The 25,316-nt window shown below is 57.6% G+C and carries 24 protein-coding genes; 9 read left to right on the plus strand and 15 right to left on the minus strand.

The window, feature by feature from the left end:
* Positions 1-2 precede the first annotated feature (2 nt).
* Positions 3-683 (minus strand): DUF4230 domain-containing protein, encoded by a 681-nt coding sequence (locus tag DX909_RS09295; RefSeq protein WP_128544858.1) that lies wholly within the window; start codon positions 681-683, stop codon positions 3-5.
* A gap of 80 nt (positions 684-763) precedes the next feature.
* On the opposite strand from DX909_RS09295, the gene miaA reads away from it, so the two are divergent.
* Positions 764-1,675: a tRNA (adenosine(37)-N6)-dimethylallyltransferase MiaA gene (miaA, locus tag DX909_RS09300; RefSeq protein ID WP_128544859.1), complete on the plus strand. Its 912-nt coding sequence runs from the start codon at positions 764-766 to the stop codon at positions 1,673-1,675.
* 35 nt (positions 1,676-1,710) lie between these two features.
* Here miaA and DX909_RS09305 read toward each other — a convergent pair whose 3' ends face one another.
* The 8 genes from DX909_RS09305 to DX909_RS09340 are packed head-to-tail and all read right to left on the minus strand — an operon-like array spanning position 1,711 to position 8,557.
* Positions 1,711-2,016, minus strand: coding sequence for a rhodanese-like domain-containing protein (locus tag DX909_RS09305; RefSeq protein WP_128544860.1), 306 nt, complete (start codon positions 2,014-2,016; stop codon positions 1,711-1,713).
* Positions 2,017-2,055: 39 nt separating this feature from the next.
* On the minus strand, positions 2,056-3,906 hold the full coding sequence (locus DX909_RS09310) for a T9SS type A sorting domain-containing protein (protein WP_128544861.1): 1,851 nt from the start codon (positions 3,904-3,906) through the stop codon (positions 2,056-2,058).
* A 6-nt stretch (positions 3,907-3,912) separates the two neighbouring features.
* Positions 3,913-4,695 carry a PASTA domain-containing protein gene (locus tag DX909_RS09315; protein ID WP_128544862.1) on the minus strand — a complete coding sequence of 261 codons (783 nt, stop codon included), beginning with the start codon at positions 4,693-4,695 and terminating at the stop codon, positions 3,913-3,915.
* Between the two features lie 55 nt (positions 4,696-4,750).
* Positions 4,751-5,341, minus strand: coding sequence for a riboflavin synthase (locus DX909_RS09320; RefSeq protein WP_128544863.1), 591 nt, complete (start codon positions 5,339-5,341; stop codon positions 4,751-4,753).
* A gap of 15 nt (positions 5,342-5,356) precedes the next feature.
* Positions 5,357-6,118, minus strand: a complete 762-nt coding sequence (locus DX909_RS09325) for a class I SAM-dependent DNA methyltransferase (protein WP_128544864.1) — start codon at positions 6,116-6,118, stop codon at positions 5,357-5,359.
* Positions 6,102-7,052, minus strand: coding sequence for a glycosyltransferase family 2 protein (locus DX909_RS09330; protein WP_128544865.1), 951 nt, complete (start codon positions 7,050-7,052; stop codon positions 6,102-6,104). Before DX909_RS09330 ends, DX909_RS09325 begins: the two co-directional genes overlap by 17 nt.
* 12 nt (positions 7,053-7,064) lie before the next feature.
* Entirely contained in the window at positions 7,065-8,183 is a 1,119-nt protein-coding gene (locus tag DX909_RS09335) for a DegT/DnrJ/EryC1/StrS family aminotransferase (protein ID WP_128544866.1), read from the minus strand.
* Positions 8,180-8,557, minus strand: coding sequence for a sugar 3,4-ketoisomerase (locus tag DX909_RS09340; RefSeq protein WP_128544867.1), 378 nt, complete (start codon positions 8,555-8,557; stop codon positions 8,180-8,182). Before DX909_RS09340 ends, DX909_RS09335 begins: the two co-directional genes overlap by 4 nt.
* Positions 8,558-8,783: 226 nt before the next feature.
* Between DX909_RS09340 and DX909_RS09345 the strand changes: the two genes are divergently transcribed.
* The 5 genes from DX909_RS09345 (at position 8,784) to rny (ending at position 14,374) form a co-directional block, all read left to right on the plus strand.
* Positions 8,784-9,413: a DUF1684 domain-containing protein gene (locus DX909_RS09345; protein ID WP_128544868.1), complete on the plus strand. Its 630-nt coding sequence runs from the start codon at positions 8,784-8,786 to the stop codon at positions 9,411-9,413.
* A gap of 72 nt (positions 9,414-9,485) precedes the next feature.
* Complete coding sequence (gene pheT, locus DX909_RS09350; RefSeq protein WP_128544869.1) at positions 9,486-11,900, plus strand: phenylalanine--tRNA ligase subunit beta; 2,415 nt, start codon at positions 9,486-9,488, stop codon at positions 11,898-11,900.
* A gap of 53 nt (positions 11,901-11,953) precedes the next feature.
* Positions 11,954-12,313 (plus strand): hypothetical protein, encoded by a 360-nt coding sequence (locus DX909_RS09355; RefSeq protein ID WP_128544870.1) that lies wholly within the window; start codon positions 11,954-11,956, stop codon positions 12,311-12,313.
* A 64-nt stretch (positions 12,314-12,377) separates the two neighbouring features.
* The gene (locus tag DX909_RS09360) at positions 12,378-12,671 is read left to right on the plus strand and encodes a cell division protein ZapA (protein ID WP_128544871.1); all 294 of its coding nucleotides are present in this window, start codon (positions 12,378-12,380) and stop codon (positions 12,669-12,671) included.
* A gap of 134 nt (positions 12,672-12,805) precedes the next feature.
* Positions 12,806-14,374: a ribonuclease Y gene (gene rny, locus DX909_RS09365; protein WP_128544872.1), complete on the plus strand. Its 1,569-nt coding sequence runs from the start codon at positions 12,806-12,808 to the stop codon at positions 14,372-14,374.
* Positions 14,375-14,465: 91 nt separating this feature from the next.
* Here rny and DX909_RS09370 read toward each other — a convergent pair whose 3' ends face one another.
* On the minus strand, positions 14,466-16,358 hold the full coding sequence (locus DX909_RS09370) for a tetratricopeptide repeat protein (protein ID WP_206512981.1): 1,893 nt from the start codon (positions 16,356-16,358) through the stop codon (positions 14,466-14,468).
* Positions 16,359-16,616: 258 nt separating this feature from the next.
* On the opposite strand from DX909_RS09370, the gene DX909_RS09375 reads away from it, so the two are divergent.
* Together DX909_RS09375 and DX909_RS09380 are read left to right on the plus strand one after the other, a co-directional pair.
* On the plus strand, positions 16,617-16,982 hold the full coding sequence (locus DX909_RS09375; RefSeq protein ID WP_128544873.1) for a VOC family protein: 366 nt from the start codon (positions 16,617-16,619) through the stop codon (positions 16,980-16,982).
* Between the two features lie 12 nt (positions 16,983-16,994).
* On the plus strand, positions 16,995-18,254 hold the full coding sequence (locus tag DX909_RS09380) for a lactate 2-monooxygenase (RefSeq protein ID WP_128544874.1): 1,260 nt from the start codon (positions 16,995-16,997) through the stop codon (positions 18,252-18,254).
* Between the two features lie 49 nt (positions 18,255-18,303).
* Here the strand turns inward: DX909_RS09380 and lysM are convergent, their stop codons facing one another.
* Positions 18,304-18,777 carry a peptidoglycan-binding protein LysM gene (gene lysM, locus DX909_RS09385; RefSeq protein WP_128544875.1) on the minus strand — a complete coding sequence of 158 codons (474 nt, stop codon included), beginning with the start codon at positions 18,775-18,777 and terminating at the stop codon, positions 18,304-18,306.
* Positions 18,778-19,019: 242 nt separating this feature from the next.
* On the opposite strand from lysM, the gene DX909_RS09390 reads away from it, so the two are divergent.
* Entirely contained in the window at positions 19,020-19,826 is an 807-nt protein-coding gene (locus DX909_RS09390; protein ID WP_128544876.1) for an outer membrane beta-barrel protein, read from the plus strand.
* A 1-nt stretch (position 19,827) separates the two neighbouring features.
* On the opposite strand, the gene DX909_RS09395 is transcribed toward DX909_RS09390, so the two are convergent.
* The 4 genes from DX909_RS09395 to DX909_RS09410 form a co-directional block, all read right to left on the minus strand.
* Positions 19,828-20,166, minus strand: a complete 339-nt coding sequence (locus tag DX909_RS09395) for a winged helix-turn-helix transcriptional regulator (protein WP_229310998.1) — start codon at positions 20,164-20,166, stop codon at positions 19,828-19,830.
* 255 nt (positions 20,167-20,421) lie between these two features.
* A complete protein-coding gene (locus DX909_RS09400) occupies positions 20,422-20,901 on the minus strand; it encodes a YybH family protein (RefSeq protein WP_128544877.1) in 480 nt (159 codons plus the stop codon).
* Between the two features lie 156 nt (positions 20,902-21,057).
* Positions 21,058-21,453 (minus strand): RidA family protein, encoded by a 396-nt coding sequence (locus tag DX909_RS09405; protein ID WP_128544878.1) that lies wholly within the window; start codon positions 21,451-21,453, stop codon positions 21,058-21,060.
* 24 nt (positions 21,454-21,477) lie between these two features.
* Positions 21,478-25,206, minus strand: a complete 3,729-nt coding sequence (locus DX909_RS09410) for a PAS domain S-box protein (RefSeq protein ID WP_128544879.1) — start codon at positions 25,204-25,206, stop codon at positions 21,478-21,480.
* Positions 25,207-25,316 lie beyond the last annotated feature (110 nt).

Here is a 25,316-nt window from a genome sequence, read left to right on the forward strand (position 1 = left end):
GGTTATTCTTTTTCCAGGGCGTCTCCCGGCAGGGCTTTCGGGTCGGCGTTCAGGTGATCGTAGCGCCGGTTGATCTCGCTCAGTTTTTCCTGTTCCGATGCCGGCAGTTCGAACTTCCACCCCATCGAATCGGCCAGCTGAAACATCATGTACTGAATCTGATTGCTGGCAATACGGGGCAGGTCGCTCTGCATGGCCCGTTCCAGCATGGTCTGCTTGGCCTCGTCGAGCAGCCGGGTGTAATCCTCGCTGCGGAAATAATTCAGCAAACCGGGGTCAAGGTCGTAAAACTTATAGTCGGTATCGATGGACAGCACCTCCGGTTCGGGGAAGAACTCGACGACGAGCCGCTTCCGGCCCGGCTCCGGCCGACGAAACCGCACCTTGGTAAAATCGAACCCGACCAGCACCTTGGCCTTCGCAATGATTAACGCTTTTTTGGGATCGTTTATGAAATACAGAATCTTCTTATCGTCCTGGTAGCTCAGAATTTCGGAAAAGTATCCTTCGGCCATCACCACCTTGAACACCTTTTCGATCCGTTCCAGCAGGAGGACCGAATCCTGCCGGACGTCGGTGGTGGAGGCTTCTTTTCTACCCCGCCACCACGACGAAAAAGCCACTCCCCCGACCGCCCCCAGGATAAGCGTAACCAGCACCAGCAACGTATTCGATGATTCCATAAGGCCTTGGATAGTTGGCGAAAGGTACGGAGTTTTGCAACATTTAATTTTCAGGCATCCCGCTCTCTTTCCATTAACTCATGCCAAAGACTTTAGTTGTCGTCGCCGGGCCGACCGCCGTCGGAAAAACCGGCCTCTGCGTCCGGCTGGCCCAGGCCCTGGATACCGAGGTCGTCTCGGCGGACTCGCGCCAGCTCTACCGGGAACTGAACATCGGAACGGCCAAGCCCACGCCGGAGGAGATGCAGGGCGTCCGGCATCACTTCATCGACTCGCACCCCATCACCGAACCCGTCAGCGCCGGCCAATACGAGCGGGAAGCCCTCGAAGTCCTGAACGGGTTGTTTCACCGGAAAGACCGGGTGATCCTGTCGGGAGGAACCGGCCTGTATATCAATGCGGTATGTTTCGGTCTGGATGATGTTCCCCAGGCCCCGCCGGAACTGCGGGCGGCCCTGATGCAGCGGCTGGAAACCGAAGGACTCGGACCGCTTCAGGAGGAACTGAAACGACTCGACCCGGTTTATGCCGAAACGGCCGACCTCCAGAATTCGCAGCGCGTCGTCCGGGCGCTGGAAGTCACCCTGAGTTCGGGAAGGCCGTTTTCTTCTTTCCGAAAACGGGAAGCCGACTGGTCAGGGACGGCCCCACGGCCTTTCCAAGCCGTTTTCGTTGCCCTCGACCGCCCGCGGGAAGACCTCTACGACCGCATCGACCGGCGGATGGACGCCATGCTGGAACGGGGCCTCGTCGACGAAGTCCGCTCGCTTCGGCCCTTCCGCCGGCTGAATGCCCTTCAGACCGTCGGTTACCGGGAAGTGTTCGGCTTTCTGGACGGCGATTACGGCTACGAAGAGATGGTATTTCTGCTGAAACGCAATTCCCGTCGCTACGCCAAACGCCAGCTCACCTGGTTCCGGAACCAGGGCGATTACCGATGGTTCGGAGGAGATGATTTGGAGGGAGTGTTGACGTATTTAAAGGATCAATAAGGGGACTGGTGCAACCAGTCCCCTTATTGATCGATTCACTTCTTGCGTTCATTCTCCCGATAGGCCAGGAGGCCGCCGGTCAGATTCCGGACGTTGGAGAAGCCGTTCTGCTCCAAAAACATCTGGGCCCGGGCGCTGCGGGCTCCGGAACGGCACTGAATTATGAGTTCTTCCTCTTTGCGGTCTTCCAGTTCGTCGATGCGGTAGGGAAGCTCGCCCAGCGGGATGAGCTCACCGCCCAAGTTATCTTCCTCATACTCATATACTTCACGAACGTCGATCAGGTTCACCTGCTCGCCCTTGTCCAGGCGCTCCTTTAACTCTTGAACGGTAATATCCATGGTTCCGAAAGAATGAGGGCGCGGTCCAGCCCGGCCCGTTTATTTACTGATGATTAACTTCTGCGTAACGGTGCGTTTGCCGTCCGAAAGCCGGACCAGGTAAAAACCGTTGCCCAGCGAGCCGACGTCCAGTTGCCGCTGCCCTTCCGTGGGCTGAACGTTCAGCAGCGGTCGTCCGTTCAGGTCCAGCACTTCCACCCGGCGGAGGGCCGGGTGGTCCCACGTCAGGACGCCGGGGTTCGGATTCGGAAACACCCGCAGGGCACTCAGGGCCGCCGGTTCTTCTTCGATGCCGGTGATCGGTGCCGTATTCAGGCCGCCGATGATGGGCCGGAACATCGGCGCCCCGGTAACCCCGCCCGGCTCCCAGGAGGTGCCGAGGTTGACGAAGACCTGATTGCCGAAGGGGCTGTTCTTATCGAAGCCGACCGCCAGCAGACTCTCCTCGCTCAGCTGCGTCCAGCCGATGTAAAACGTATCCTTCACCGCCACCCCGTAATCGAATTTGAAATCGACGAAGCCGTTTCGGGTCTGCGGATACTTCAATACAAAAGACTGCTGGTACAAAAGGTTCCCCGGCCGGCCGCGATTGCTGCCGTAGACGCTCAGAACGAACGGCCGCCCCGTCAGATCGTTGCTGATCTGCACGAAGTTGATCCGCGCCCCGGACACGACATCCGGCACGTTCAGGATAAACCGCATTCCCGCCCGTCCCTGGCGCTGGTTCACGTTGAGGGCGGTTTCGGCGGTTCCGTCGTCATAGGCAAAATAATCGTCCAGCACCGTTACACCGGAAATACTGTCGTTCCGGCGCAGATTGACGCCCGGAATGCTCGGGTTCTGGTCGTCGGTAGTCAGCACGTCGAATGTATACCGCAGCACGGTCCGCTTCCCCGAAAAGTCGGCCGGTAACGGTTGCGGTTTGACCCTGCGGACCTGCGAACTGAGCGAACCGATATTTTCCGAAAGCGTCTGCTGATAATCCTGCACCTGCCGGCCCGACACCTCATCGCGGACCAGAAACCGGAAGGTAGTAAAGTTGAAGTTATTGAACAGGTTGACGATGTCCGTCCGGACGCTGTCGGCGGTTTCGGCGGCCGGGTTGGCCAGATACTGCTTCAGGGGCATGGCCGTATACCGTTTCAGGTAGGGCGTCACCGCCTGGCGGGTGGCGATGTCCTTGACGAACCGGTCTCCGGCCGAACGGCCGCGGTTCAGGTAGATGTAGTCGAGGTGCCAGCTGTCGAACGGCCCGGAAAGCCGCCCGAAGGCTTCGAACCGGAACCGGAATCCGGCATGCATGAACTCGGCCCGGTCGACGGCGACGAACGTCTGCACGAAGTTATTGTTCGTTTCGGCGCCCATTTCCTTCCAGACGGTTTTCCAGACGCCGGTGTTGTTCAGAAACTGAAGCCGGAGCGTGTCCGACTCGTCGGGCAGTTCGCCCAGCCCTTTCCGTTCCCAGTAGAAACTGAGGAAGACGGCGTCGGCGGCCGTGTAGCCCGACAGGTCGATGGGCAGTGACGTCAGGGTGTCGGTCGGGCCGACGGCGTTGGAGTTCGTAAAATCATAGGGCGCCCCGGTGGCTTTCAGGCCGTCGAAGGTCGCCACATTGACCGAGGGGTGATTGATCGGCAGGGTATTGTTGATGTACACGTTGCCGCCGGCCTGCCACAGGGTCGGGTCGGGCCGGCTGGTCACGGTCGAAAAATCGTCGAAAAAGGGAAGGGTCAGCGGCCGGCCGGTCTGGGCGGAAGCAGAAAACCACAGGCTCAGAAAGAGAGTCAGCAGGCCGGAAATGCGAAGAAGGGACTGTATGCCACCCGCCGGAAACCGGTATCCGGTTTTCGAAAACCAGCTGCCTGCACTGCCTGTTAGAGGTTGCTTCATTCTTACTTATTGGGAATCATCGTTTTCAACCGGCCCGACGATCCAGAGGTCGACAATGTCGCCTACCCGGATGGTGGCGCCCGGTTTGGCCGCCGGGTTCTGCCGCACTACCGTGCCGACCTCCTTCTCGGGGTCCTCCACCGGCAGAATGGTACCCACCTGCAGGTTGGCTCCCTTGAGGTAAATCTTGGCTTCGTCGAGCGGCATTCCTACAACGTTCGGAACGGCGAACGTAGTATTGCCCAGCCCGTCGCCGACGATCAGGTCGATCATCGACCCCTTGGCGATGGGCGTTCCGGGCAGGATTTCCTGGCCGTTGTAAATTTGTTTCAGCACCGTTCCCTGCGCCAGATCCGGAACGTACTTGAGCTTACCCAGCCGCAGGCCGTTGCTCGTCAGGGCATAATTGGCGCTGACGTAGGTCTGGTCGACCAGCTTGGGCATCGAGATCATGGGCGGGTTCGGGGTGGTAATGGAAATGTAAATTTTACGTCCTTCCTTTACCTTGATCCCCGGTTTCGGATACTGGGACTGCACGGTGAGCGGCTCGGCCCCGGCTACATAGGTGCAGTCGCTCACCTCAAACCGCAGGTCGTGGTCGTCCAGAAAATCCGCCAGTTCGGCGGTCGTCATCCGGCTCAGATCCGGAACCGTTATAGTTTTGCCGTGATTGGTGGTGAAAGGAAGCCAGAGGAAGAAAAAGGCCAGAAAAAGAACGGCGATCAAACTGATGATGATACCAATATGAATGAGCAGGTCAGTCGTGCTGCGCGTGCCTATTTTTGCCATGAAATCAAGAAGTTGGCTCTTTATGAATCTGCAAAATTAGCGGATTGAAGACGGCTTACCGATACAGCGCCACCATTTTTTTTATGTATTTCCCGACCACGTCGAATTCCAGATTGACGAGGTCGCCTGTCCGGAGGTTCCGAAACGTGGTATGTTCGTAGGTATAGGGAATGATGGTGACCCGGAACGAGTCGGCTTCGGAGTTAAAAACGGTCAAACTGACGCCATTGATACAAATGGAGCCTTTCTCCACCGTAATATTATTTAAACCGGGGTCATACTGAAAGTCGAACAGCCAGCTTCCGTTCCGGTCGGCGATGCCGGTCACGAGGCCGGTCTGGTCCACGTGGCCCTGCACAATGTGGCCGTCGAAGCGGCCGTTGGCGGGCATACACCGCTCCAGATTGACGACATCCCCGATTTTCAGTTGGTGGAGGTTGGTTTTTTTCAGCGTCTCATCAACGGCGGTTACGGTATACGTTTCACCCGCCACCTCCGTTACCGTCAGGCACACGCCGTTGTGGCTCAGGCTCTGGTCGACTTTCAGTTCGGGGGCCATGCGGGATTGCAGGCGAAACGTCACGTTGGTGCCCTCGGGGATGCGGTCGACGACCTGGCCGGTGGCTTCGATAATTCCGGTAAACATAACTGGGGTTGCTGGTCAGCGTTCAAAGACGATAAACAACGAACTGCCGAAAGGCGTTCGGGGCAGCAGCTTTTCTTCCAGCCGAACCAGCCGATAGAGCGTTTCGTTGATAAAACTTCCCGGAAAATACACATCGGAAGCCGGTTTTTCCGGGGATTGCAGCCCCACCCGCAACTGCACCTTCTGCCACCAGCGGGCGGCCAGAATCAGGGGCGAAAGGACGAGGCTCCAGTAGGTCGACGATTCGAGACGAAGGCCGGCCGCCGGGGCCCACCGTTCGAAATCCGCCCGGACAAACCGCCGGAGGACGCCCACCGCCCGGTCGTGGGAGCCGCGAAAAAGGTCGAAAGCGTTGTTGTTGGAAATAATTATGCCCGACGGGCCGATCCGGCGACCCAAGGCCGCCAGCAGGTGCTGAAGGTTCGGGTCATGAAAATAACAGAACACGTCGTTACAGATCACGGCGTCGAACTGCACCCCCGGCTGAAAATCGTCCAGCCGGTTCAGATCGATCAGCGGAACGTTCAGGCCCCGACGGCGGGCCAGCCGCACGGCATCTTCCGACCCGTCGACCCCCGTCAGGTCGGTGTACCCGTGCTCCTGAAGAAAAACGAGCATCCCGCCTGCTCCGCAGCCGGCATCCAGAATGCGGATGTCGGTGCGGTGGCCGAACCGACGGCGAAGTTCGGCGAGTACTTTCCCATGCAGAATCCGGTACCACCACAGCCGTTGCTCCAGCAGGAACATCTTTTCGTATTCTTCACTGAGTCCAATCATCGGTCAACGGTTCGGCCTGCCGGCTGAGCACTTCTTTTTTAACGACATAGGGCGGCAGCCCGCTCTGGGTCAGAAACAGTTTGCCGAGGTATTCACTCATGATGCCGAGAAAGCTGCCCAGGAAGCCCGTGCAGAGCAGAAGCAGGCAGGCCAGCAGTTGCCCAACCGAAACCGCCCACCACCCGGCGAACCCGGCCAGCGCCAGCGCCAGCCCGGACCCCAGCCCCAGCGCCAGCAGTCCGAAACCGGCCGCCGTGAACACCCGCAGCGGCAGGGGCGAATAGCCGACCAGCACGTTGATGAACAGGGACAGGAGTTTGGAGAGCGTGTAGTTGGACGTTCCCTCCGCCCGGGGCTGGTGCGATACCTCCACGGCCCCGACATTCCGCGTAACCCGGAAAATCAGCCCGTCGATGTAGGGGTACGGCCCCCGGTATCGGATGATTTCCCCGACCACATCCCGCCGGATCAGCTTGAAGCTGGAGAGATAAAGACCCTTCGGTTTGCCGAGCAGCCGGGTTGCCAGGGCGTTGGTCAGGCGGCTGCCGAGGTTCCGGAACCAGTGATGCCGTTTGTTCCGATAGTAGCTGTAAACCACTTCATACCGTCCTGCTTCCGCCGTCCGGACCAGCTTCCGGATTTCTTCGGGCGGGTTCTGGAAGTCGTCGTCGATGATCACCGCGTATTTTCCCCGGACGTAGTTCAGCCCGCACAGCACGGCGTTGAATTCGCCGAAATTTTTCCGGAGCGAGACGAAGGTTACATTGCCGTACTGCTCCGCCAGCCTCAGACCGACGGCCTCGGAGCGATCCCGGCTGCCGTCGTTAACCAGAATCACCTCGAAGGGAATCGCTGCCAGGGCGGTCTGGAGACGGTCCACCAGCGAGGCCAGGGTGTTTTCGCTGTTGTATACCGGAATGACGATGGAAAGCAAGGCCGTAGGGACTTAAGTGGTCGGAAAAGCATTCAGAGCGTCGATGATCCGGTCGACCTCCCCGTCGCGGAGGGCGGTATTCAGGGGGAGGCTGAACACTTCCCGGTGGATGCGTTCCGTCACCGGCAGGGAAAGATCACGCCAGTCGGCATACGCCTTCTGGTGGTGGGCCGGCACCGGATAATGAACGGCCGTCTGAATCCCCTTCTCACTCAGGTAATCCATGAGCCGTTCGCGATCCGCATGACGAACCACGAAGAGATGCCAGGCGTCCGATTCGAGCGTGTCGGCGGGCGGGAGGCTCAGGTCCGGGTGGGTGATTTCATTCAGATACCGGCGGGCCAGCTGCCTCCGGCGGTCGTTCTCGGCATCGACGAAGGGAAGTTTTTCGGCGAGGATGGCCGCCTGCATCTCATCCAGGCGGCTGTTCACTCCGATATAGTCGTTGACGTACTTGCGGCCCGAACCGTAATTGCGGAGGTATTCGATCCGGCGGGCCAGTTCGGGGTCGCTGGTCGTTACGGCACCGCCGTCCCCCAAAGCGCCCAGGTTTTTGCTCGGATAAAAGCTGAAACCGGCCGCATCGCCCAGATTTCCGGCCCTGCGCCCTTTGAATGATGCGCCATGGGCCTGGGCCGCATCCTCGATCACCTTCAGGCCGCATTCGGCGGCAACGGCACCGATGGCCTCCGCATCGCAGCATTTTCCGTACAGGTGAACGCACAGGATGGCCCGGGTCCGGTCCGTCACCGCCGTCCGGATGCGGGCCGGGTCGATGAGGTACGTCCGCAGGTCCGGCTCGACCAGCACCGGTTTCAGGCCGGCGTTGGAAATGGCCAGGATGGACGCGATGTAGGTGTTGGCCGGAACGATGATCTCACTTCCGGCCGGAAACTCCCAGGCCCTGAGAATGAGCGTGAGGGCATCGAGGCCATTGGCCACGCCGAGGCAATGGCGGGTTCCGCAGTAGGCGGCAAACCGTTCCTCGAACGACCGGAGTTCCTTTCCAAGAATATACCATCCCGACTGAACCACTCGCCCGACCGCCCGGTGGATGCGCTCCAGATGAGGCTCATTGACCCGGTGCAGGTCCAGGAAGGCAATGGCCGCAGCTTTGTCTGCCGCCGTCATACCGCTACCGTTTCGTATTTCTCGTAGATATAATCGGCTTTGTCGTAATATTCGTTGGAAAGAACAAGCAATATTGCTCCTTTTGTAAATTGATCCATGGTGTGCCAGTCTTTCGGTTCTACGATCAGGCACTTCCGGGGATTGTCCAGGACGTAATATTGTTCGGTGTTTCCGTCGTTGATGTACACCCGGCAACTGCCGTTCAGGCAGACCAGCGCGTGAGCGGCCTTATAATGCCGATGGCCCGCCCTAAGGGAGTTTTCGGCTTCATAGATGAAGAAAACTCGTTTGATAGGACCGGGCAGTATCTTTTCAAATACCGTCAGATTGCCGGTATCTGAACCGAAAGTACTTAGTTCAAGAAGTCGAGCCATGTAAGTGCCGTAGGTAAGGGAATAGGGTGGAAAAATACGGATAAATTTTGTAAAATTTATCCGCCTGAAAATTTTTACATCCGGACCAAAATCGTGGCTCAGACCGGCTGGACACGAAAGGGACCTTAGAATCAAGTGGATAAAAAACTGTACAAAACCATATTCTCCTTTTCCTTAAAGCAAGACTTCCGGGATGATTTACTGAGTATTTTTTCATTATACCGCTATGTTTCGTAACCGCTTTTTTATGGTCGGGCTGTTCATGGTTGCTCTGGCGATCATCTACTTCTCCTTTTTCGATTCCGGCAATACCGCCGTTCCCGAGACGGTCGACCCGGAAAGTTACCGCCGGCAGATGGCCGAAAAACGCAAAAAGAAGGACGAGTTTTTCCGAACCGGCAGCGAATCCCCCTTTCCCGACAAGGCCGCCGTCAAAGACCTGATTTACTTTAACCCCGACCCCGCCTGGCGGGTGACGGCCCGCCTGGAACCGTTTGCCGACAAGACTCAGAAACTGGTCGTACCGTTGACCGACGGCAGTGAAGAGGTGTATGAAAAATTTGCGCACGCGGTTTTCAGCCTCGACGGCCAGGCCTGCCGCCTGCTGGTCCTGAAACACGACAAGACGCTCTCCATCCTGTTCAAGGACGCCACCAACGGCCGGGAGACCTACGGCGGGGGCCGCTACATCGACCTGGAAGTGGATGATGCACAGGACAATCGGCTGGTCATCGATTTCAACGAAGCCTACAACCCCTACTGCGCCTACAACCACGAGTATGCCTGCCCCCTCCCACCGGCGGAAAACAAGCTGACGGTCGCCGTTCGGGCGGGCGAAAAGTACCGGGAACCGTAGGGCGTACCGGCCACGATCTGCTGAGACTGCCAACTATTTCTCTTATCTTTGCAATCCATTTTCAGTTGAAGTATGAAGATTTCCTATCAGTGGCTTAATCAGTTGATTACCCTGCCCGAAGCCCCGGAAGAGGTCGGAAAGATCCTGACCGGCACGGGGCTGGAGGTGGAGGGAATTTCCAGAATAGAAACGATTCCGGGCGGTCTGGAGGGGGTGGTCATCGGCGAAGTGCTCACCTGTGAAAAGCATCCGGATGCCGATAAACTTAGTCTGACGACCGTCGATGCAGGCCAGGAAGCGCCCCTGTCGATCGTCTGCGGAGCGCCGAATGTCCGCGCCGGTCAGAAAGTGGTGGTCGCGCTGGTGGGGGCCACCCTGCACCCGACGAGCGGAGAGTCTTTCGTCATCAAAAAAGCTAAAATCCGGGGGGCGGCTTCCGAAGGTATGATCTGCGCCGAGGATGAAATCGGGCTGGGGACTTCCCACGCCGGCGTCATGGTGCTGGATACCGACCTGCCCAACGGCACCCCGGCCGTGAAATATTTCGGGCTGGAAGCCGATTACCAGATCGAGATCGGTCTGACGCCCAACCGGGCCGATGCGGCTTCGCACCTCGGCGTTGCCCGGGACCTGAAGGCGGTGCTGAACCGCCCGGTCCAGTGGCCTTCCCTGGAGGCTTTCCGGGTCGATAACCGGAATCTGCCGATCGGGGTGGTGGTGGAAAACCCGGAAGCCGCGCCCCGCTATACCGGTCTGACCATCGACGGACTGACGGTCGGCGAATCGCCCGACTGGCTGAAACGGCGGCTGAGGGCCATCGGCCTGAACCCGATCAACAACGTGGTGGACGTCACTAATTACGTCCTGCACGAACTCGGTCAGCCCCTGCACGCTTTCGACGCCGACTGGATTACGGGCGAAACGGTCGTGGTGCGGACGGTTGCGGAAGGAACGCCCTTCGTGACCCTCGACGGGGTCGAACGTAAACTCGCGGCCACGGATCTGATGATCTGCAATGCCGAAGAACCCATGTGCATCGGCGGAGTGTTCGGCGGGGCCAGTTCCGGCGTCACCAGGCAGACCACCCGTATTTTTCTGGAATCGGCCTGCTTCAACCCCGCCTGGATTCGCCGGACGGCGCAGCATCACGGTCTGAAAACCGATGCCTCCTTCCGGTTCGAGCGCGGCACGGACCCCAACCTGCCGGTGGTCGCCCTGAAACGGGCCGCCCTGCTGATTCAGGAAGTGGCCGGCGGCACGGTCAGTTCGGACATCGTCGATCTTTATCCGGACCCGATCGGCGACCGCAGCGTTCCGGTTCGGTATAAGAATGTGGACCGGCTGATCGGTATCCGTATCGAACGGGCGGAGATCACCCGGATTCTGGAAAGCCTGGACATCCGGGTTTCGGACGCGACCGACGACGGCTTTACGGCCCTGGTTCCGCCCTATCGGGTCGATGTGGAACGGGAGGCCGACGTAATCGAGGAAATCCTCCGGATTTACGGACTCGACAATGTCCCCCTCTCCGACCATCTGGCCTCGGACTTTCTTTCCGAATTTCCGGAAACCGATCCCGACCGGTTGCAGGAGCGGGTCAGTCAGCTGCTGGCCGCGGGCGGATTCTTCGAGACCCTGACCAACTCGCTGACGCGCCCGGCCTACCATGAGGCCATCCGCCCGACGCTCCCGAACGCGGACGTTCAGTTGCTGAACCCGCTGAGCGAGGAGTTGTCGGTGATGCGGCAGACGCTGTTGTTCTCGGGTCTGGAAACGCTGGTCTACAACCTGAACCGCCGGCAGAAAGACCTGAAGATTTTCGAGTTCGGCAAGTCGTACGGCCGGCAGGGCGAACGGTTCATCGAACGGCGGCATCTGGGTCTCTGGATGACGGGGAACGTACAGTCGGAAAGCTGGTTTGGAAAAAGCGAGCCGGTTACTTACCACGACCTGGCCGGGGCGGTGCAGCGGATCCTGACTTCAATGCGGGTGAAACCGACTGAGAGCCAGCCGGCTGACCCGGCCTTATTCCAGTATGGCTTAATCCTGTCGGTGAATAAGAAGCCGGTGGTGACGCTCGGGCTCGTCAGACGGAATCTGGCCCGACTGGTGGAACTGAAACAGCCGGTCTTCTTTGCCGACTTCGACTGGCAGTATCTGCTCCGGCTTTACAACGGCAAGGTAGAATTTGCGGAAGTGCCGCGGTTCCCCGAGGTGCGTCGCGATCTGTCGCTGGTGCTGGACCGTACCGTCAGCTACGAGCAGATCAGCCGGCTGGCCTACCAGACCGAGCGAAAACTACTGCGCGATCTGAACGTGTTCGACGTGTATGAAGGAGAAAATCTGGGCGCGGGTAAAAAATCCTACTCCGTAAGTTTTACCTTGCAGGACCCCGGCCAGACGCTCAACGACACGGTGATCGACAAAACGATGAACCGGCTCATGTCGGCTTTCGAGCGCGAGCTGGGGGCGGTTATCCGCAAGTGACAGAAAAAGGTAACGGCTGAAGGCCTGTTCCTTACCGGTTAATCAAAAGATCCATGAACAACGCATCGCCGTTATTCCTGCAGTTGGACACCCTCGAAAAGAAGGTGACCCGGTTGGTCGATGCGATCAATGCGGCCCGGCAGCGTATTCGGGATCTTGAAATCGAAAAAAACGCCCTCGAAAGGGAGAAAGCCGGCCTCGCCGATCAGGTTGCCAAACAACAGAATCAGATCCGGCAACTGGAGAAAATAGCCGCCAATTCCTCGAAGGGGTTTTCTAAGTCAACTAATTTTGCTAAGATTGTAAACAACAATCGCAATGACGCAGAGGCTACTGCCGAATTGAAGCAACAGCTCACGGCCTACATCGACGAACTGGATCGGTGTATCGCCTATTTGAGTGACTTGTCATAAATACCCGCCGACCACCGGAAACGCCTTTGAAAGCGAACGGGAGTCGGTTAGACAAGCTGTACGGATGGAAGAGTTTTTGTCCATACATATCCGAATTGCAGGCCGGAACTACCCGGTTACCGTTCATCCTGACCAGGAGGCAGTAACCCGGGACGCAGGTCGTTTCGTGAACGAACGACTACAGGAAGAGCAAAAAAGGAAGAAAAAACGGGACGATCAGGACATTCTGGCGGAAACCGCCGTTCTGAGTACCGTAGGATTGCTGACCGAACGCAACGAGAAAAGGGCCTTGCAGGAGAAGTTGACGCAACGGATTACTCGTTTGCACGAACTGATCGACTCAGTGCTGACGACCTGAAACCGGACCGTCGGCTGATTCGTTTATCACCTTCCCCCGTACATTGTTCCGACCCATCCGAGGTCGGAGTGCTTCATTTTCCGGCCAGGTAGAGTCTGTGGGTAACTATATGTTTCACACAAACGTCTACGGACATGGAAATTAATTTCTGGGTAATGCTCCTGTCGGACCTGATCGCCGTGGCGGTTGGGATCTACATCGGCAGGAAGCTCCTAAGCCGCCTGTTTTCCCAACGTGAAAGGGATGCAGAACTGAGAGCGGCCGAAATCATTAAAAACGCCGAGCAAACGGCTGAAAATATTAAAAAAGACCGCATTCTTGAAGCGAAAGAAAAGTACCTTAAACTGAAGGCCGAATTTGAAGAGGATACCAACCGAAAGAAGAACATCCTGATTACCAACGAGAACAAGCTTAAACAGCGGGAACAGCAACTCCAGCAGCAGGCCGACCAGTATAAACGCCGGGAATCCGAACTCGATCAACAGAAGCAGCAGCTGCACCAGCAGCAGGAAACGCTCAATAAACGCCGGGAAGAAGCCGAGCGGATGCACCTGCAGCAGGTGGAAGCGCTGGAGAAAATTGCCGGTCTGACCGCTGAACAGGCCCGCGAACAGCTGGTCGACGCCCTGAAGGCCGAAGCCGAATCCCGGGCCTCCTCCTACGTCAAGGGCATCGTCGAAGAAGCCAAACTGACCGCCACCAAAGAAGCGAAGAAGGTCGTCATCGAAACCATCCAGCGGACGGCCACCGAACACGCCATCGAAAACTGCGTTTCGGTATTTAATATCGAAAGCGACGACATCAAGGGGAAAGTGATCGGCCGCGAGGGCCGCAACATCCGGGCGCTCGAAGCCGCCACGGGGGTTGAAATCATCGTCGACGACACGCCGGAAGCCATCATCATTTCCGGGTTCGATCCCGTCCGGCGCGAAATTGCCCGGCTGTCGCTGCACCGGCTGGTTCAGGACGGCCGGATTCACCCCGCCCGGATCGAGGAAATCGTGGCCAAAACCCGGAAGAACATTGAAGACGAGATCGTCGAAATCGGCGAACGCACCGTCATCGACCTGGGCATCCATGGGCTCCACCCCGAACTGATCAAAATGATCGGCCGGATGCGGTTCCGCTCCAGCTACGGCCAGAACCTGCTGCAGCACTCCCGCGAGGTCGCCAAACTCTGCGCCACCATGGCCGCCGAACTCGGCCTGAACGCCAAACTGGCCAAACGCGCCGGCCTGCTGCACGACATCGGAAAAGTATGGCCCGAAGAGGCTGAACTACCGCACGCCATCCTGGGCATGGAACTGGCGAAGAAGTACAAGGAACACCCGGAAGTCTGCAACGCCATCGGCGCCCACCACGACGAGATCGAGATGACCACCCTCATCTCCCCCATCGTGCAGGTCTGCGACGCCGTTTCCGGTTCGCGCCCGGGCGCCCGTCGTGAAATGATGGAGTCCTACATCAAGCGGCTGAAAGAACTGGAAGAACTGGCGATGAACTTCCAGGGCGTCACCAAATGCTACGCCATCCAGGCGGGCCGCGAACTGCGGGTCATGGTCGATGCCGACAACGTCACCGACGAAAAAGCCAACACGCTCTCGTTTGATATTTCCCAGAAAATCGAGAAGGAGATGCAGTATCCCGGCCAGATCAAAGTGACCGTAATCCGGGAGATGCGCTCCGTTGCGTACGCGAAATAAGTTTAGGAGTTAAAGAGTGGAGGGGTTGGGGAGTTAGCTCTGCATAGCAAAGCCGACTCCCCAACCCCTCCACTCTTTAACTCCCCAACTCTCAAACCCCTTTTACCGGAAACCGCAGGGTAGGCACACTGACCGGTAAGGGGGCGGTCGGTAATACGGCTTCGTATTTGAGGCTGTCGGGCAGGATTTTGACGTCTAAGCCCAGTTGCTGCTTCAGGTTCGCCCAGTTGTTTTTCCCGTCCTGATACGCCGGATTGACCATCATCGACAGGTTGTAGTAATAGGAAGCAAGGTGATACCGGCGCTCATTCTGAAAGATGACGCCGAGGTTGTTGTAGGCCGGCGCGTAGTTCGAAGAGGCCCGGATGGCCTGTTTGTAGTAATATACGGCTGAATCGCGGTTCGGGATCAGCTTCTGATAGGAATAGGCGATGGAGAAAAAAGCCTCGCCAAAGCCGGGATAAATCTCCGTCGACCGCCGGAGGTGATAAATGACCTTATTGAAATACTCCCGTTTTCGGGCCGGGTTCTTTTCTCCCGCGCATTTGGTGATCCACTCGTTGGCCACGTGACGGTGTACCTGGCAGCTGTTGGAGGCATATTCCAGCCCGCTGTTGAACAGGGTAAAATTGTCTTTCCAGTCGCCGTTGCGCGAGAGGGTCCGGAAGCTGAACAAACCGGCCACGACCAGACAGACACCCGCCAGCACGCCATACCTCCGAAGTGCCGGAGCGGTTTCGGGCAGTTTCAGGCGGTTTAACAAAAGAAGATCCAGACCCGCCACGGCGGCCGTCACGAAGCCCAGGACCGGTGAATACAGGAACCGTTCGGCCAGAATGCCGCCCCGGAAGGCCACGAAGCCCAGGCCCGGTGCCATGGTGATGAACATCCAGACCAACCCGAAACCCCAGAGGGTTCGCGCCCAAAAGCCCCGCCAGGCCAGCCAGGCTAACCCGCCGAACGAGAGCAAACCCACCCACGTCAGCCCGTCGTTCGGACGGCCCGACGGAATGACGTTGTAGGAGTAATCATACGACAGATGCACCGGGAACACCAGCAGCCGGAGGTAGTGGGCGAAGAATTTGAAGGTCGTAAGAAACCGGGTGTTCTCCAGCGCATAGGGATAGTTGGCCCAGTCTACCGGAGGGTTGCCGCTGAGGGTGCCGATCATGACTTTTTTCTGCCAGAAGAACAGGGCCGTTACGATCAGATAGGGCCAGATGCTGAGCACCGAGGGCCAGAACTTCCTCTGAGCGAAAGTATACGACATGATCACGATCAGGCCCAGCCCTACCAGCGACGACTCCTTGGAAAGAAAGGTCAGATACATCCAGAAGGCCGAAAAGACGACCCAGCCCGCCCGCCGGGTTTCCAGATACTTCCAGTAGGTCAGCAGCACGAGACTCATAAACAGGAAACTCAGCATCTCATCGCGGCTTTTGATGTTGGCCACCACCTCGGTATGAATCGGATGAGCCACGAAAAGGAGGGCGATGAGCGTGGTCAGAACCGTCCGGCCCGGAAGCCACTTCTGGAGGAGAAGGACCAGAAAGAAGCCGGTCAGGCCATACAGTCCGGCATTGATGAGGTGGCTGATCTGCGGGTCGGCGTTGAAAAACTCCTTTTCCAGGGCGAACGTGATGAGAGCCAGCGGCCGGTAGTATCCGAGGGAAATGTTGCTGAAATGCCAGAATTCGGTCTTCAGCAGGTCGGGAATGCCTTCGATCCCTTTCTGGACGAACAGGTTCTGGGTGATGGCGGCAATATCGTCGAGCGCCAGGCCGTGGTGGAGGGTATTGGCATACAGGCCGCAGGCAACCATCCCGACGATCAGGGCCCAGAGCGGATGTAACGGCCGGGGGCTAAGCGGAGCAGACTCTGCCGGCCGCGGTTTCGGCGCCGGCGTCCCGGAACGAACCAAAGAAGCGCCCGGACGACTGCCCGGAACCAGTTGGGAGTGGCTGCCGGCCAGGGAACGGGCCACCGGTCTCTGTACCGTTGAAGATTGCTTTTTCTTTGACATACCAACAAGCGAGCAATTTTTATGCAAGTTTATATTTGCTTCGTAAAACAATCGTCACTTCCGACTCATTTTTTCAAAAACGGCAAAATCCCGCCGGTTACAGGCCCCCGAACCGGGTAGCCGATAAAGTAATAATCTGTATTGCGTTCAATCTTTTTTCTTATTTTTCCAATTCATTTCCGTTCGGCCTTCTTCCGAAGGAACAAATACCCTTTGTATATGGCATCCGCATTTCTGGGCCTGCGCACGGTAATCTACGCGGCCCCCGATCTGGTTTACGCTAAGTCCTGGTACTCTACCATATTGGGGATCAAGCCATATTTCGACGAATCGTTCTATGTCGGCTTTTCGGTCGGGGGGTACGAACTGGGGCTGGACCCCACCACCCCGCCGGTCGACGGAAGTACCATTACTTACTGGGGTGTGCCGAACATCGAAAAAGCCTGGGAGCACCTGATGAGCCACGGCGCCAGTGTCCATTCCGGGATTGAGGAGGTGGGCGGTGACATCAAGGTCGCCAGCGTCAAAGACCCTTTCGGAAATGTACTGGGCATTATCGAAAATCCTCATTTTACCGCCGAATAGCGCCGGTTCCCCATGAACGCCCTTGACCGCCAGCGGCAGATCTATCTGGAGGGCGCTTCCGGGCGGCTTCCGCGCATACCGGTCGATGCGGACCGGCTCGAACAGGCGGCCCGTGCCCGGATGAGCCAGCAGGCCGCGGCCTACGTCATCGGCGGAGCCGGGCGGGGCGCCACCATCGACCGCAACCGGGCGGCCTTCGACCCGTTTCCGATCGTTCCTCGAATGCTGCGGGACGTCTCCGGACGTGATCTCCGCATCAGCCTGTTCAGCAGGACCTTACCGGCTCCCCTCCTGCTGGCCCCCATCGGCGTCCTGGAAATGGCGCATCCGGAGGCCGATACCGCCGTCGGCCGGGCCGCAGCGAACCTGGGTATTCCCTTCATCTTTTCCAATCAGGCTTCGGTTCCGATGGAACAGGTGGCGGCCGTCATGGCCGACGCTCCCCGCTGGTTTCAGCTGTACTGGAGCAAATCCGATGAACTGATCGCCAGCTTCGTCGGTCGGGCCGAAACCTGTGGCTGCGAGGCCATCGTCCTGACGCTCGACACTACACTGCTGGGCTGGCGAACCCAGGACCTCGACCTGGCCCACCTCCCGTTCCTGCGCGGCATGGGCATCGCCCAATATACCAGCGACCCGGTTTTTCAGCGCCTGCTCGACGAGCCTGACCCCGGTCCGATGCCCAGACGAATCATTACTACCGATGCCATCCGGACGCTGATACAGTCGACCCGGCGCTACCCCGGCCCCGGTTTTTTCGGGAAGCTGCGCTCCGGGCGCCCCCTGGCGGCCGTCCGGAAGTTCGTCAACATCTACTCCAACCCGGCTTTGACCTGGGATCACCTCTCCTACCTTCGGAATCTGACCCGGCTTCCGATCCTCCTGAAAGGCATCCTGCACCCGGACGACGCCCGGAAAGCCCTGGATTACGGCATGGACGGCCTGATTGTCTCCAACCACGGCGGCCGGCAGGTCGACGGAGCGATCAGTACGCTGGAGGCTCTGCCTGGGGTGGTGAAAGCCGTCGGCGGGCGGGTTCCTGTTCTGCTCGACGGCGGGGTGCGCGGGGGTGCCGATGCGTTCAAGGCGCTGGCGCTGGGCGCGACGGCCGTGTGCTTGGGCCGTCCTTACGTCTATGGGCTGGCGCTGGCCGGCGCTGCGGGGGTCCGGGAGGTGCTGCTCAATTTTCTGGCCGATTTCGAGCTGACGATGGCACTGGCCGGATGCCGCTCGGTGGCCGAAATTTCGGAAACCTGCCTCTATAAACGCTGAAAAGGCGCCCTCCACAGAAAGCGCCTTTCCCTATTGTCCCGAAAGCCGGTTAAAGCTGCGGAATTCGCAGCACCTGACCCGGATAGATCAGATCCGGATCTTTCAGCATCGGTTTGTTGGCTTCGAAGATAACGCCGTATTTCATAGGATCGCCGTATACTTTCTTGGCGATGGCCGACAGCGAATCGCCCTCTTCGACGGTATGGAACTTTCCTTCCGGTTCGGGCTGATCAACCTGCAGGCGGTTATCGACCTGGTGAACGCCCTCCACGTTCCCGACGGCCAGCGCCAGCTTTTCGGCATCTTCCTGCCGGGCCACCTCTCCTTCGAGTACCACCGTGTCGCCGGCGGTCTTGACCGTCAGCTTTTTGTAAGCCAGGCCAAGCTGCTTGACGTGATTGAGCAGTGCACTGGCTTTCAGAGGTTCCACCTCGGCGGCTTTGGCCGGTTCGGCGGCCGGTGCCTCGTGCTCCTTACCAAATACTTTTTCGCCAACTCCTTTGAAGAAACTAAGCAGTCCCATTTGATTTTGTGTTTTAGTGAACAATTGAATCAGGGTTTCCCTACAACAACAACACAGCATCCGAACTGTTTCGGTACCGGGCCGTGAAGCGGTATGAATCTGTTTAGACGGCCTCCTTCGTCGGAAGTAATCCGCTTCACGTTAAAATAATGGCGATCCTGTTCCCAGCTTGGCCGAGTTTTACGTTCTTGTGAAAGATATTCAATGCTGAACTACGTCTGACTGTAACTTCGACTCCGCACATGAGACATTTCCGGATGGCCTGGATCGCTCTTTTTTCCACTACGGCGGCTCTGGCCCAGCAGCCCGCAGAACTGGGCATCCGGGCGGGCGCCACCTTCACCCATGGTTTCACGGCGCTGCCGGCCCGGCCGGTTTCCGCCGGAGTGGAGATTCCCCGCATCCGGAATTCGAACGATGGAATCGGCGTCGGCTACGTCGCCGGAATCTGGGCGCGCAAACCGTTCCGGTCCTTTTTTCTTCAGGCAGGCGTCGAGTATCAGTCGGTAGTGCTGAAACAAACCGCATCCATCGCCCGGACGGACGTGCTGGCGGCCTCATCATTCAACGTGGAGGTTCCGGCCCTGATTCAGCCGGGGCAATTGTTCGCGTCCCTGAATGTAGCGACCGAATCGACCCTGAACTCGGTCAATGTGCCGCTTCATATCGGCAAAACCTGGAAGGAGGGCCGGTTCCGGATCTACGCGGGACCCAGTCTGATGTTTTCCGTCCAGTCGTCGGCCGACCGGACGGTCACGGGCCGGATCGAACCCGGCCGGGTCGGGCCGAACGGCAGCATCCCCTTTCCGGGCGGACCCATCGACCGGGCGGATAAAGTGGACCTGCTCGACCGGAAAGAAGCCGGGCCGCTTCAGATCAAAAAGTTCAATTTTTCGGCCGAAGGGGGCGTCGGCCTGACATTGCTCAACCGGCTGGAAGCCGACCTGCGGTATACCCTGCCCGTCGGAGGAATATTCAACGACAGCGGCATTACGGGGTTCATCGGGTTTGCCGCCCTTTCGCTCAGCTACCGGCTGGCCGGATTCTAAATCAGAGAAATGCCTGCCCTACCTCTTCCAGAAGGTCGATCACCGGCACCACCGTGCGGCCTTTTTCGGTAAGGGTATATTCTACCCTCGGCGGTATTTCACCGTAGGATTTTTTCTCCAGCATTCCCAGTTCAACCAATTGCTTCAACTCGTGGACCAGCACTTTCTCGCTGATACCGGGAATCAACCGTTTTATTTCACCGTATCGTAACGTTTCATTGCGCAGCAGATGGATAATGGACAACCGCCATTTTCCGCAAATAACTTCTACTGCTCTCTTGATTATCAGTTGGGTAGGGACAATCTCTCCGTTTGTCTGATTTTGTTTCTCTGTCATCATGAGTCGATACTTACCAATTGGTGGGCAACTGACTGATTAGTAGGTGATTAGGAGCCATACCCAACAAAAGTACTGCTTTAGTTTATAAGTAGAAACTGCTTAATAAAAATGATTGTCGATTTCAATATAAGGCGAGGGCCAGCCGAAAAGCCCTTCTTTTTAAAGGATTTCCGGTGAAAAATACGGAAGGTTGCAGAAAGAAACTAATAATCGGCTTCAGATAAAAAAAGCCGGTCGAACCGGCTTTTCCAGACATTATTTAATATTTTCGGCGGTCAGCCCTTTTAGATTGGTGAATGCGCAGACGTGAATGATTTTCCATTTCCCGCCAATTTTTTCAACCACCCGGGATTCCTTGGAGGTGGTTCGTCCGTGACTGTCCTGTAGCGTCTGGTCGTACCAGACAAACGCCATATTGCCGTTCTGGCGGATGGTATAATTGGCATTCTGAACCACCACTTTCTCCTTCGGTCGGTTGGTGTTGAACTGGGCTTTAAACTGTTTTTCGAGATTGTCCCACCCTTTGATCAGGGTAAAATCTCCTCCGTACAGATTCGCGGCAAAATACACATAAGGCGTGTGTGCCCAGCAGTCGGCCCATTTGGCTTTATCCCCTTTGAAGAACCCTTCGGTCTCGTTGTATAGCACGCGCTTGATGGCGTCATGATCTGCCTGCGCCCATCCGGCCAGCGTTCCACTGACCAGCAACATGGAAGTTATCAGAAATTTTCTCATGGCTGTACAGGGTTTTGAATGAAGTTACGCACATAATGTGTAACTATCAAATATTTTATTGCATTTTTTCAGCAAAATGAACATATAAAAACCCTGCCGTCGCTGCGACAAGTCACAGAACGGCAGGGCTATACGAAACCAGGTGGTGGGTGTCCCCTATTCTTTCGGACCGGCGACGGCCGTCACCTCGATCTCGACCAGCAGCCGGGGGTCGATCAGGGCGCTGACCTGGACCATCGAAGCTGCGGGTCGGATGTCACCGAAAACTTCACCGTGGGCGCGTCCGACTTCCTCCCACTGCGAGATGTCGGTCACGTACATGCGGGTGCGGACGACCTCGGCCAGCGAGGATCCGGCCTGTTCCAGGGTCGCCTTAATCTTCTGAAGAATAAAACGGGTCTGCTCGTAAAAACTTCCTTCCCCCACCAGAATGTCCCCATTCATGGCGGTTGTGCCGGAAACTTCGATCAGATCGCCGACGCGCACGGCACGGCTGTAGGCGACAAAAGTCTCCCAGGGCGTACCGGATGAAATCAACTGACGATTGGGCATGTGAATGGATCAGCGGCTTACTATTCAGGCTTTTTCGGGTACCAGTTTGTCCAGAACCGTTTTGTATTCGGACAGGAACAGTTTAAATTCCTTGTCCAGCTGGTGCAGATCGTCGGCGAGGGTGCCGGTATCGTTGGTTTTCAGCTTCCCTTCCGCATCCCGGGCGATCTGCGCGATCCGGGCGATCCCGATCGTTCCGGCACTGCCTTTCAGGGTATGCAGATGGCCCTTGATGGTCGGAATGTCCCCGATCGCGAACGCATCGAGCGAGCCCTGCACCAGCGTCGTGGCTTCCTGGCCGAAATCCTCGAAAATAGAGGTGACCAGGTCCCGGCCGCCGAGTTGCTCCAGTTGGGCGACGATACCGGCGTCGATCATCGGCAGTTCCATTTCCCGGATGATCTCCATCTGTTTGGACCGCATCCGGGCGGCTTCACGGAAGGCTTTGCCGGCATCGACGACCTCCTTCACCTTGGCGATCAGGCTCTGGGCCCGGATCGGCTTGGCAATGTAGTCGTCGAGGCCCTGGCTCAGAAAGCGATCCCGGTCTTCGCGCATGGAGTAGGCCGTCATGGCGATGATGGGCGGCAGATGGGCTCCGAACTGGTCCCGCAGCCGCCGGGTCGTTTCCACCCCGTCCAGGTCCGGCATCTGGATGTCCATGAAAATCAATTCATACCGCTCGCCCTGGTCGGAGAAGGCCGCCGTCACTTTCTCGATGGCTTCCTGCCCGCTCGAAGCCGTATCGACCCGGCAGCCGGCTTTTTTCAGGATCTCGGTCGCCACTTTGCGATTGACGGCATTATCGTCGACCAGCAGCAGATTCGGATGGGCGTCTTTCAGAATATCCTGCAGGGGCAGATCGGCCTGTTCGTTCCGCTGTTCGATCGGACTGATCGACGTTTCCTTCACTTCGATGGTGAACCAGAACGTGCTGCCTTTTCCGACCTCCGAAACCACGCCGATGTTCCCTTTCATCAGGGAAGCCAGCTCTTTCGAGATGGCCAGTCCCAGGCCGGTTCCGCCGAAAGATTTCCGGGACGACATCTCCACCTGGCTGAACGAGTTGAACAGCAGCCCGAGGTCGTCTTTGGCAATGCCGATACCGGAGTCCTTCACCTCGAACCGGATGCGGTTGAACTTGCCTTTTTTGCTTTCCAGCGACACCCGAACCTCCACGGCGCCCTTCTCGGTGAACTTGATGGCGTTCGAGGTCAGGTTCGACAGAATCTGGAGCAGGCGGGTCTGGTCGGCAATGATGAATCTGGGCAGCTCCTCGTCCAGATGATAGGTCAGGGTATTGCCTTTGGCATTCGCCTGCTGGCCGAACAGCGAAACCAGTTTGTCGAGGACTTCCTGAAGCGGAATCGGCGCGTCGTGCAGCACCATCTTCCCGGCTTCGATCTTCGACAGGTCGAGGATATCATTGAGAATATTGAGCAGGGTTTCGGACGACTTTTTGATCGTCTGGACGTATTCCTTCTGCTCCAGGTTGAGCGGGGTATCGTTCAGCAGGTCGATCATGCCGATGACCCCGTTCATCGGGGTCCGGATTTCGTGGCTCATGTTGGCCAGGAAGCGCTCCTTCACTTTCAGCGAGCGTTCGGCTTCATCTTTGGCCTTCATCAGCTCCTGGGCATTCCGCTTCAGTTCGGTGATGTCGCGGGCCAGGGCGGCCACCTCCTCCACCCGCCCCGACTTATCGTTCAGCGTCAGCATGTTGAGCATGATCTGCCGTTCGGTTCCGTCTTTGCGCCGGAGCGTGGCTTCGAAGTTCCGCAGGCTTTTGTTCCGGATGACGCGCAGCAGGGCGCGGTGAATGTCCTGCTTGTCGATAAAGTTCGTGATGGGCTGGCCCAGCACCTCCTCCGGCGTATAACCGGTCCGTTTCAGTACCGACGGGCTGATCATGGTGATGCGGCCCTCGCGGTCGACGCGGCAGTAGATATCCTGGAGGTTGACAAAAATTCCCCGGAATTTCTCCTCACTCTGGCGCAGTTCGAGTTCCGTCCGTTTCCGGGCGGTGATGTCGCGGGCAATGCCGGAGACTTCCTCGATCACCCCGCCGGTGAGCAGAATCGGGTTGAGATGGACCTCCAGCCAGGCTTCGCCCTTCACCGTCTGGAAATGAAGCTCCACGGTCTGGGGCAGCCCCCGGAAAGCCAGGCGGTATTTTTCTTCGAGCAGCCGCCGGTTGTCCGCGCCGATGATCCGCCAGCCCAGTTTTTCGGTCGTGACGTTCAGCTGCGGCACTTCGCCCAGCTGGTTTTCGATCAGCCGCGCGTAATTCCGGTTGAAGGAGGTCAGCTGGTAGCTCTTGCTGACGGACCAGATCAGGTGCGAACTGCTGTCGAAGATGGCGTTCAGGCGGGCGGTCTGTTTGTTGATGGCGGCTTCGTCCTGCTTCCGGGCAATGGCGAGAGCCACCTGGCCGGAGATGAATTCGAGCAGTTCGAGGTCCCGGATGTTGTAGGCGTCGGCTTTGTCGTAGGCTTTCACGCCGATGATCCCGGTGATGCGGTCGCCGATGCGGAGCGGCACGCACAGCATGACTTTCGGAATCTGTCCGTACAGGTACAGGTTCTGCGTGTCGGCCAGATGCTGAATATCCTGCTCGTAGAGAAAGAGGGGCTTGTTGGCCCGGATGGCGTATTCGGTCAGACCGTTGCCGAGCTTGCGCTTGGTGAACCGCATGCCGGTGAAGTATTCATCGACGTAGTACGGAAAATAAAGAAAACTCTTGCTCTGGTCGTAAAGGGCGATAAAAAAGTTGCGGGCGTCGATGATGTTGCCCAGTTCCTCATGAATGTTCTGGTACAGATCGTCGAGGTTGTGGGCATTGAGCGTCCAGTTGGCGATGCTGTAATACAGCTTCTGGGCTTTCTCGGCCCGGATGCGGCTCGTGATGTTGTGCAGGATGCAGCGGAACGCCGTCGGCTTGCCCTGATCGAAGCGGCAGTTGACGCTGCCCGACACAAAGATGGATTTACCCTTCTTACTCTGGAAAACCGTTTCGAAATACGGAAACTTCTCGCCTTCGCGGATGCGATCGAGCCGTTGAATGGTATTGTCGGCATAATCCGGATGAAGTACATCGCGGAGGGTGAGCGACGCAATCTCGTCGGAGCCGTACCCCAGCACTTCCCGCCAGGCCCGGTTCACGAACATGAACTTTCCGTCCAGCGTCAGCAGCTGGATGAGGTCGCTCGTGTTGTCGACCAGATCCTGAAGCTGGGCGTTCGAATACGAAAGTGCCGAAGCTACCCGTTTCTTGTTGGTGACGTCTTCACCGATGATGGTGAATGACGTGACCACGGGCGTGTTGGAGTGCTCCGTTAAGTTGTTGATTATAATGGAGTTCAATTGAACGTTCCGGACGGCACCGCTTTTCGCCAGCAGGTTGATCTCCTTCAGTTCGGTAATACCGCCCCGTGAAATGGCGTCCTCGAAGTCACGCTGAACCTGAACCCGTTCGGAAGCGGGGATAAAAATCTCGAAGAAATTTTTCCCGATCACGTCGGCAGGCTGCCAGGCCGTTATCCGGAGCGTATACTGATTACAGAAGGTGACGGTGCCGTCTTTCTCGATGGTCAGACCGATGAGGTTCAGCTGATCGACGGTTTTACGGACGTCGAAAACCGATGCACTCCTCGGCCGGGAACTCCCGTCGAGCGAATTCAATATATCAAGTTCCTTGCTCAGCCGCCGGATTTCCGTGACGAGCTCCTCTTTTGTTTTTGCAGACCAGGGCATTCCAGGGATGGCTTTAAAGCCGGAAAGTTAGGGGGATTTTGGCGAATCGGAAACACAAAACCAACCACTACAATACTGGATAAATTTACAAAAAATTACCGGGAATGTGG

The organism is Larkinella soli (assembly GCF_003703975.1).
Classification (GTDB): Bacteria; Bacteroidota; Bacteroidia; order Cytophagales; family Spirosomataceae; genus Larkinella; species Larkinella soli.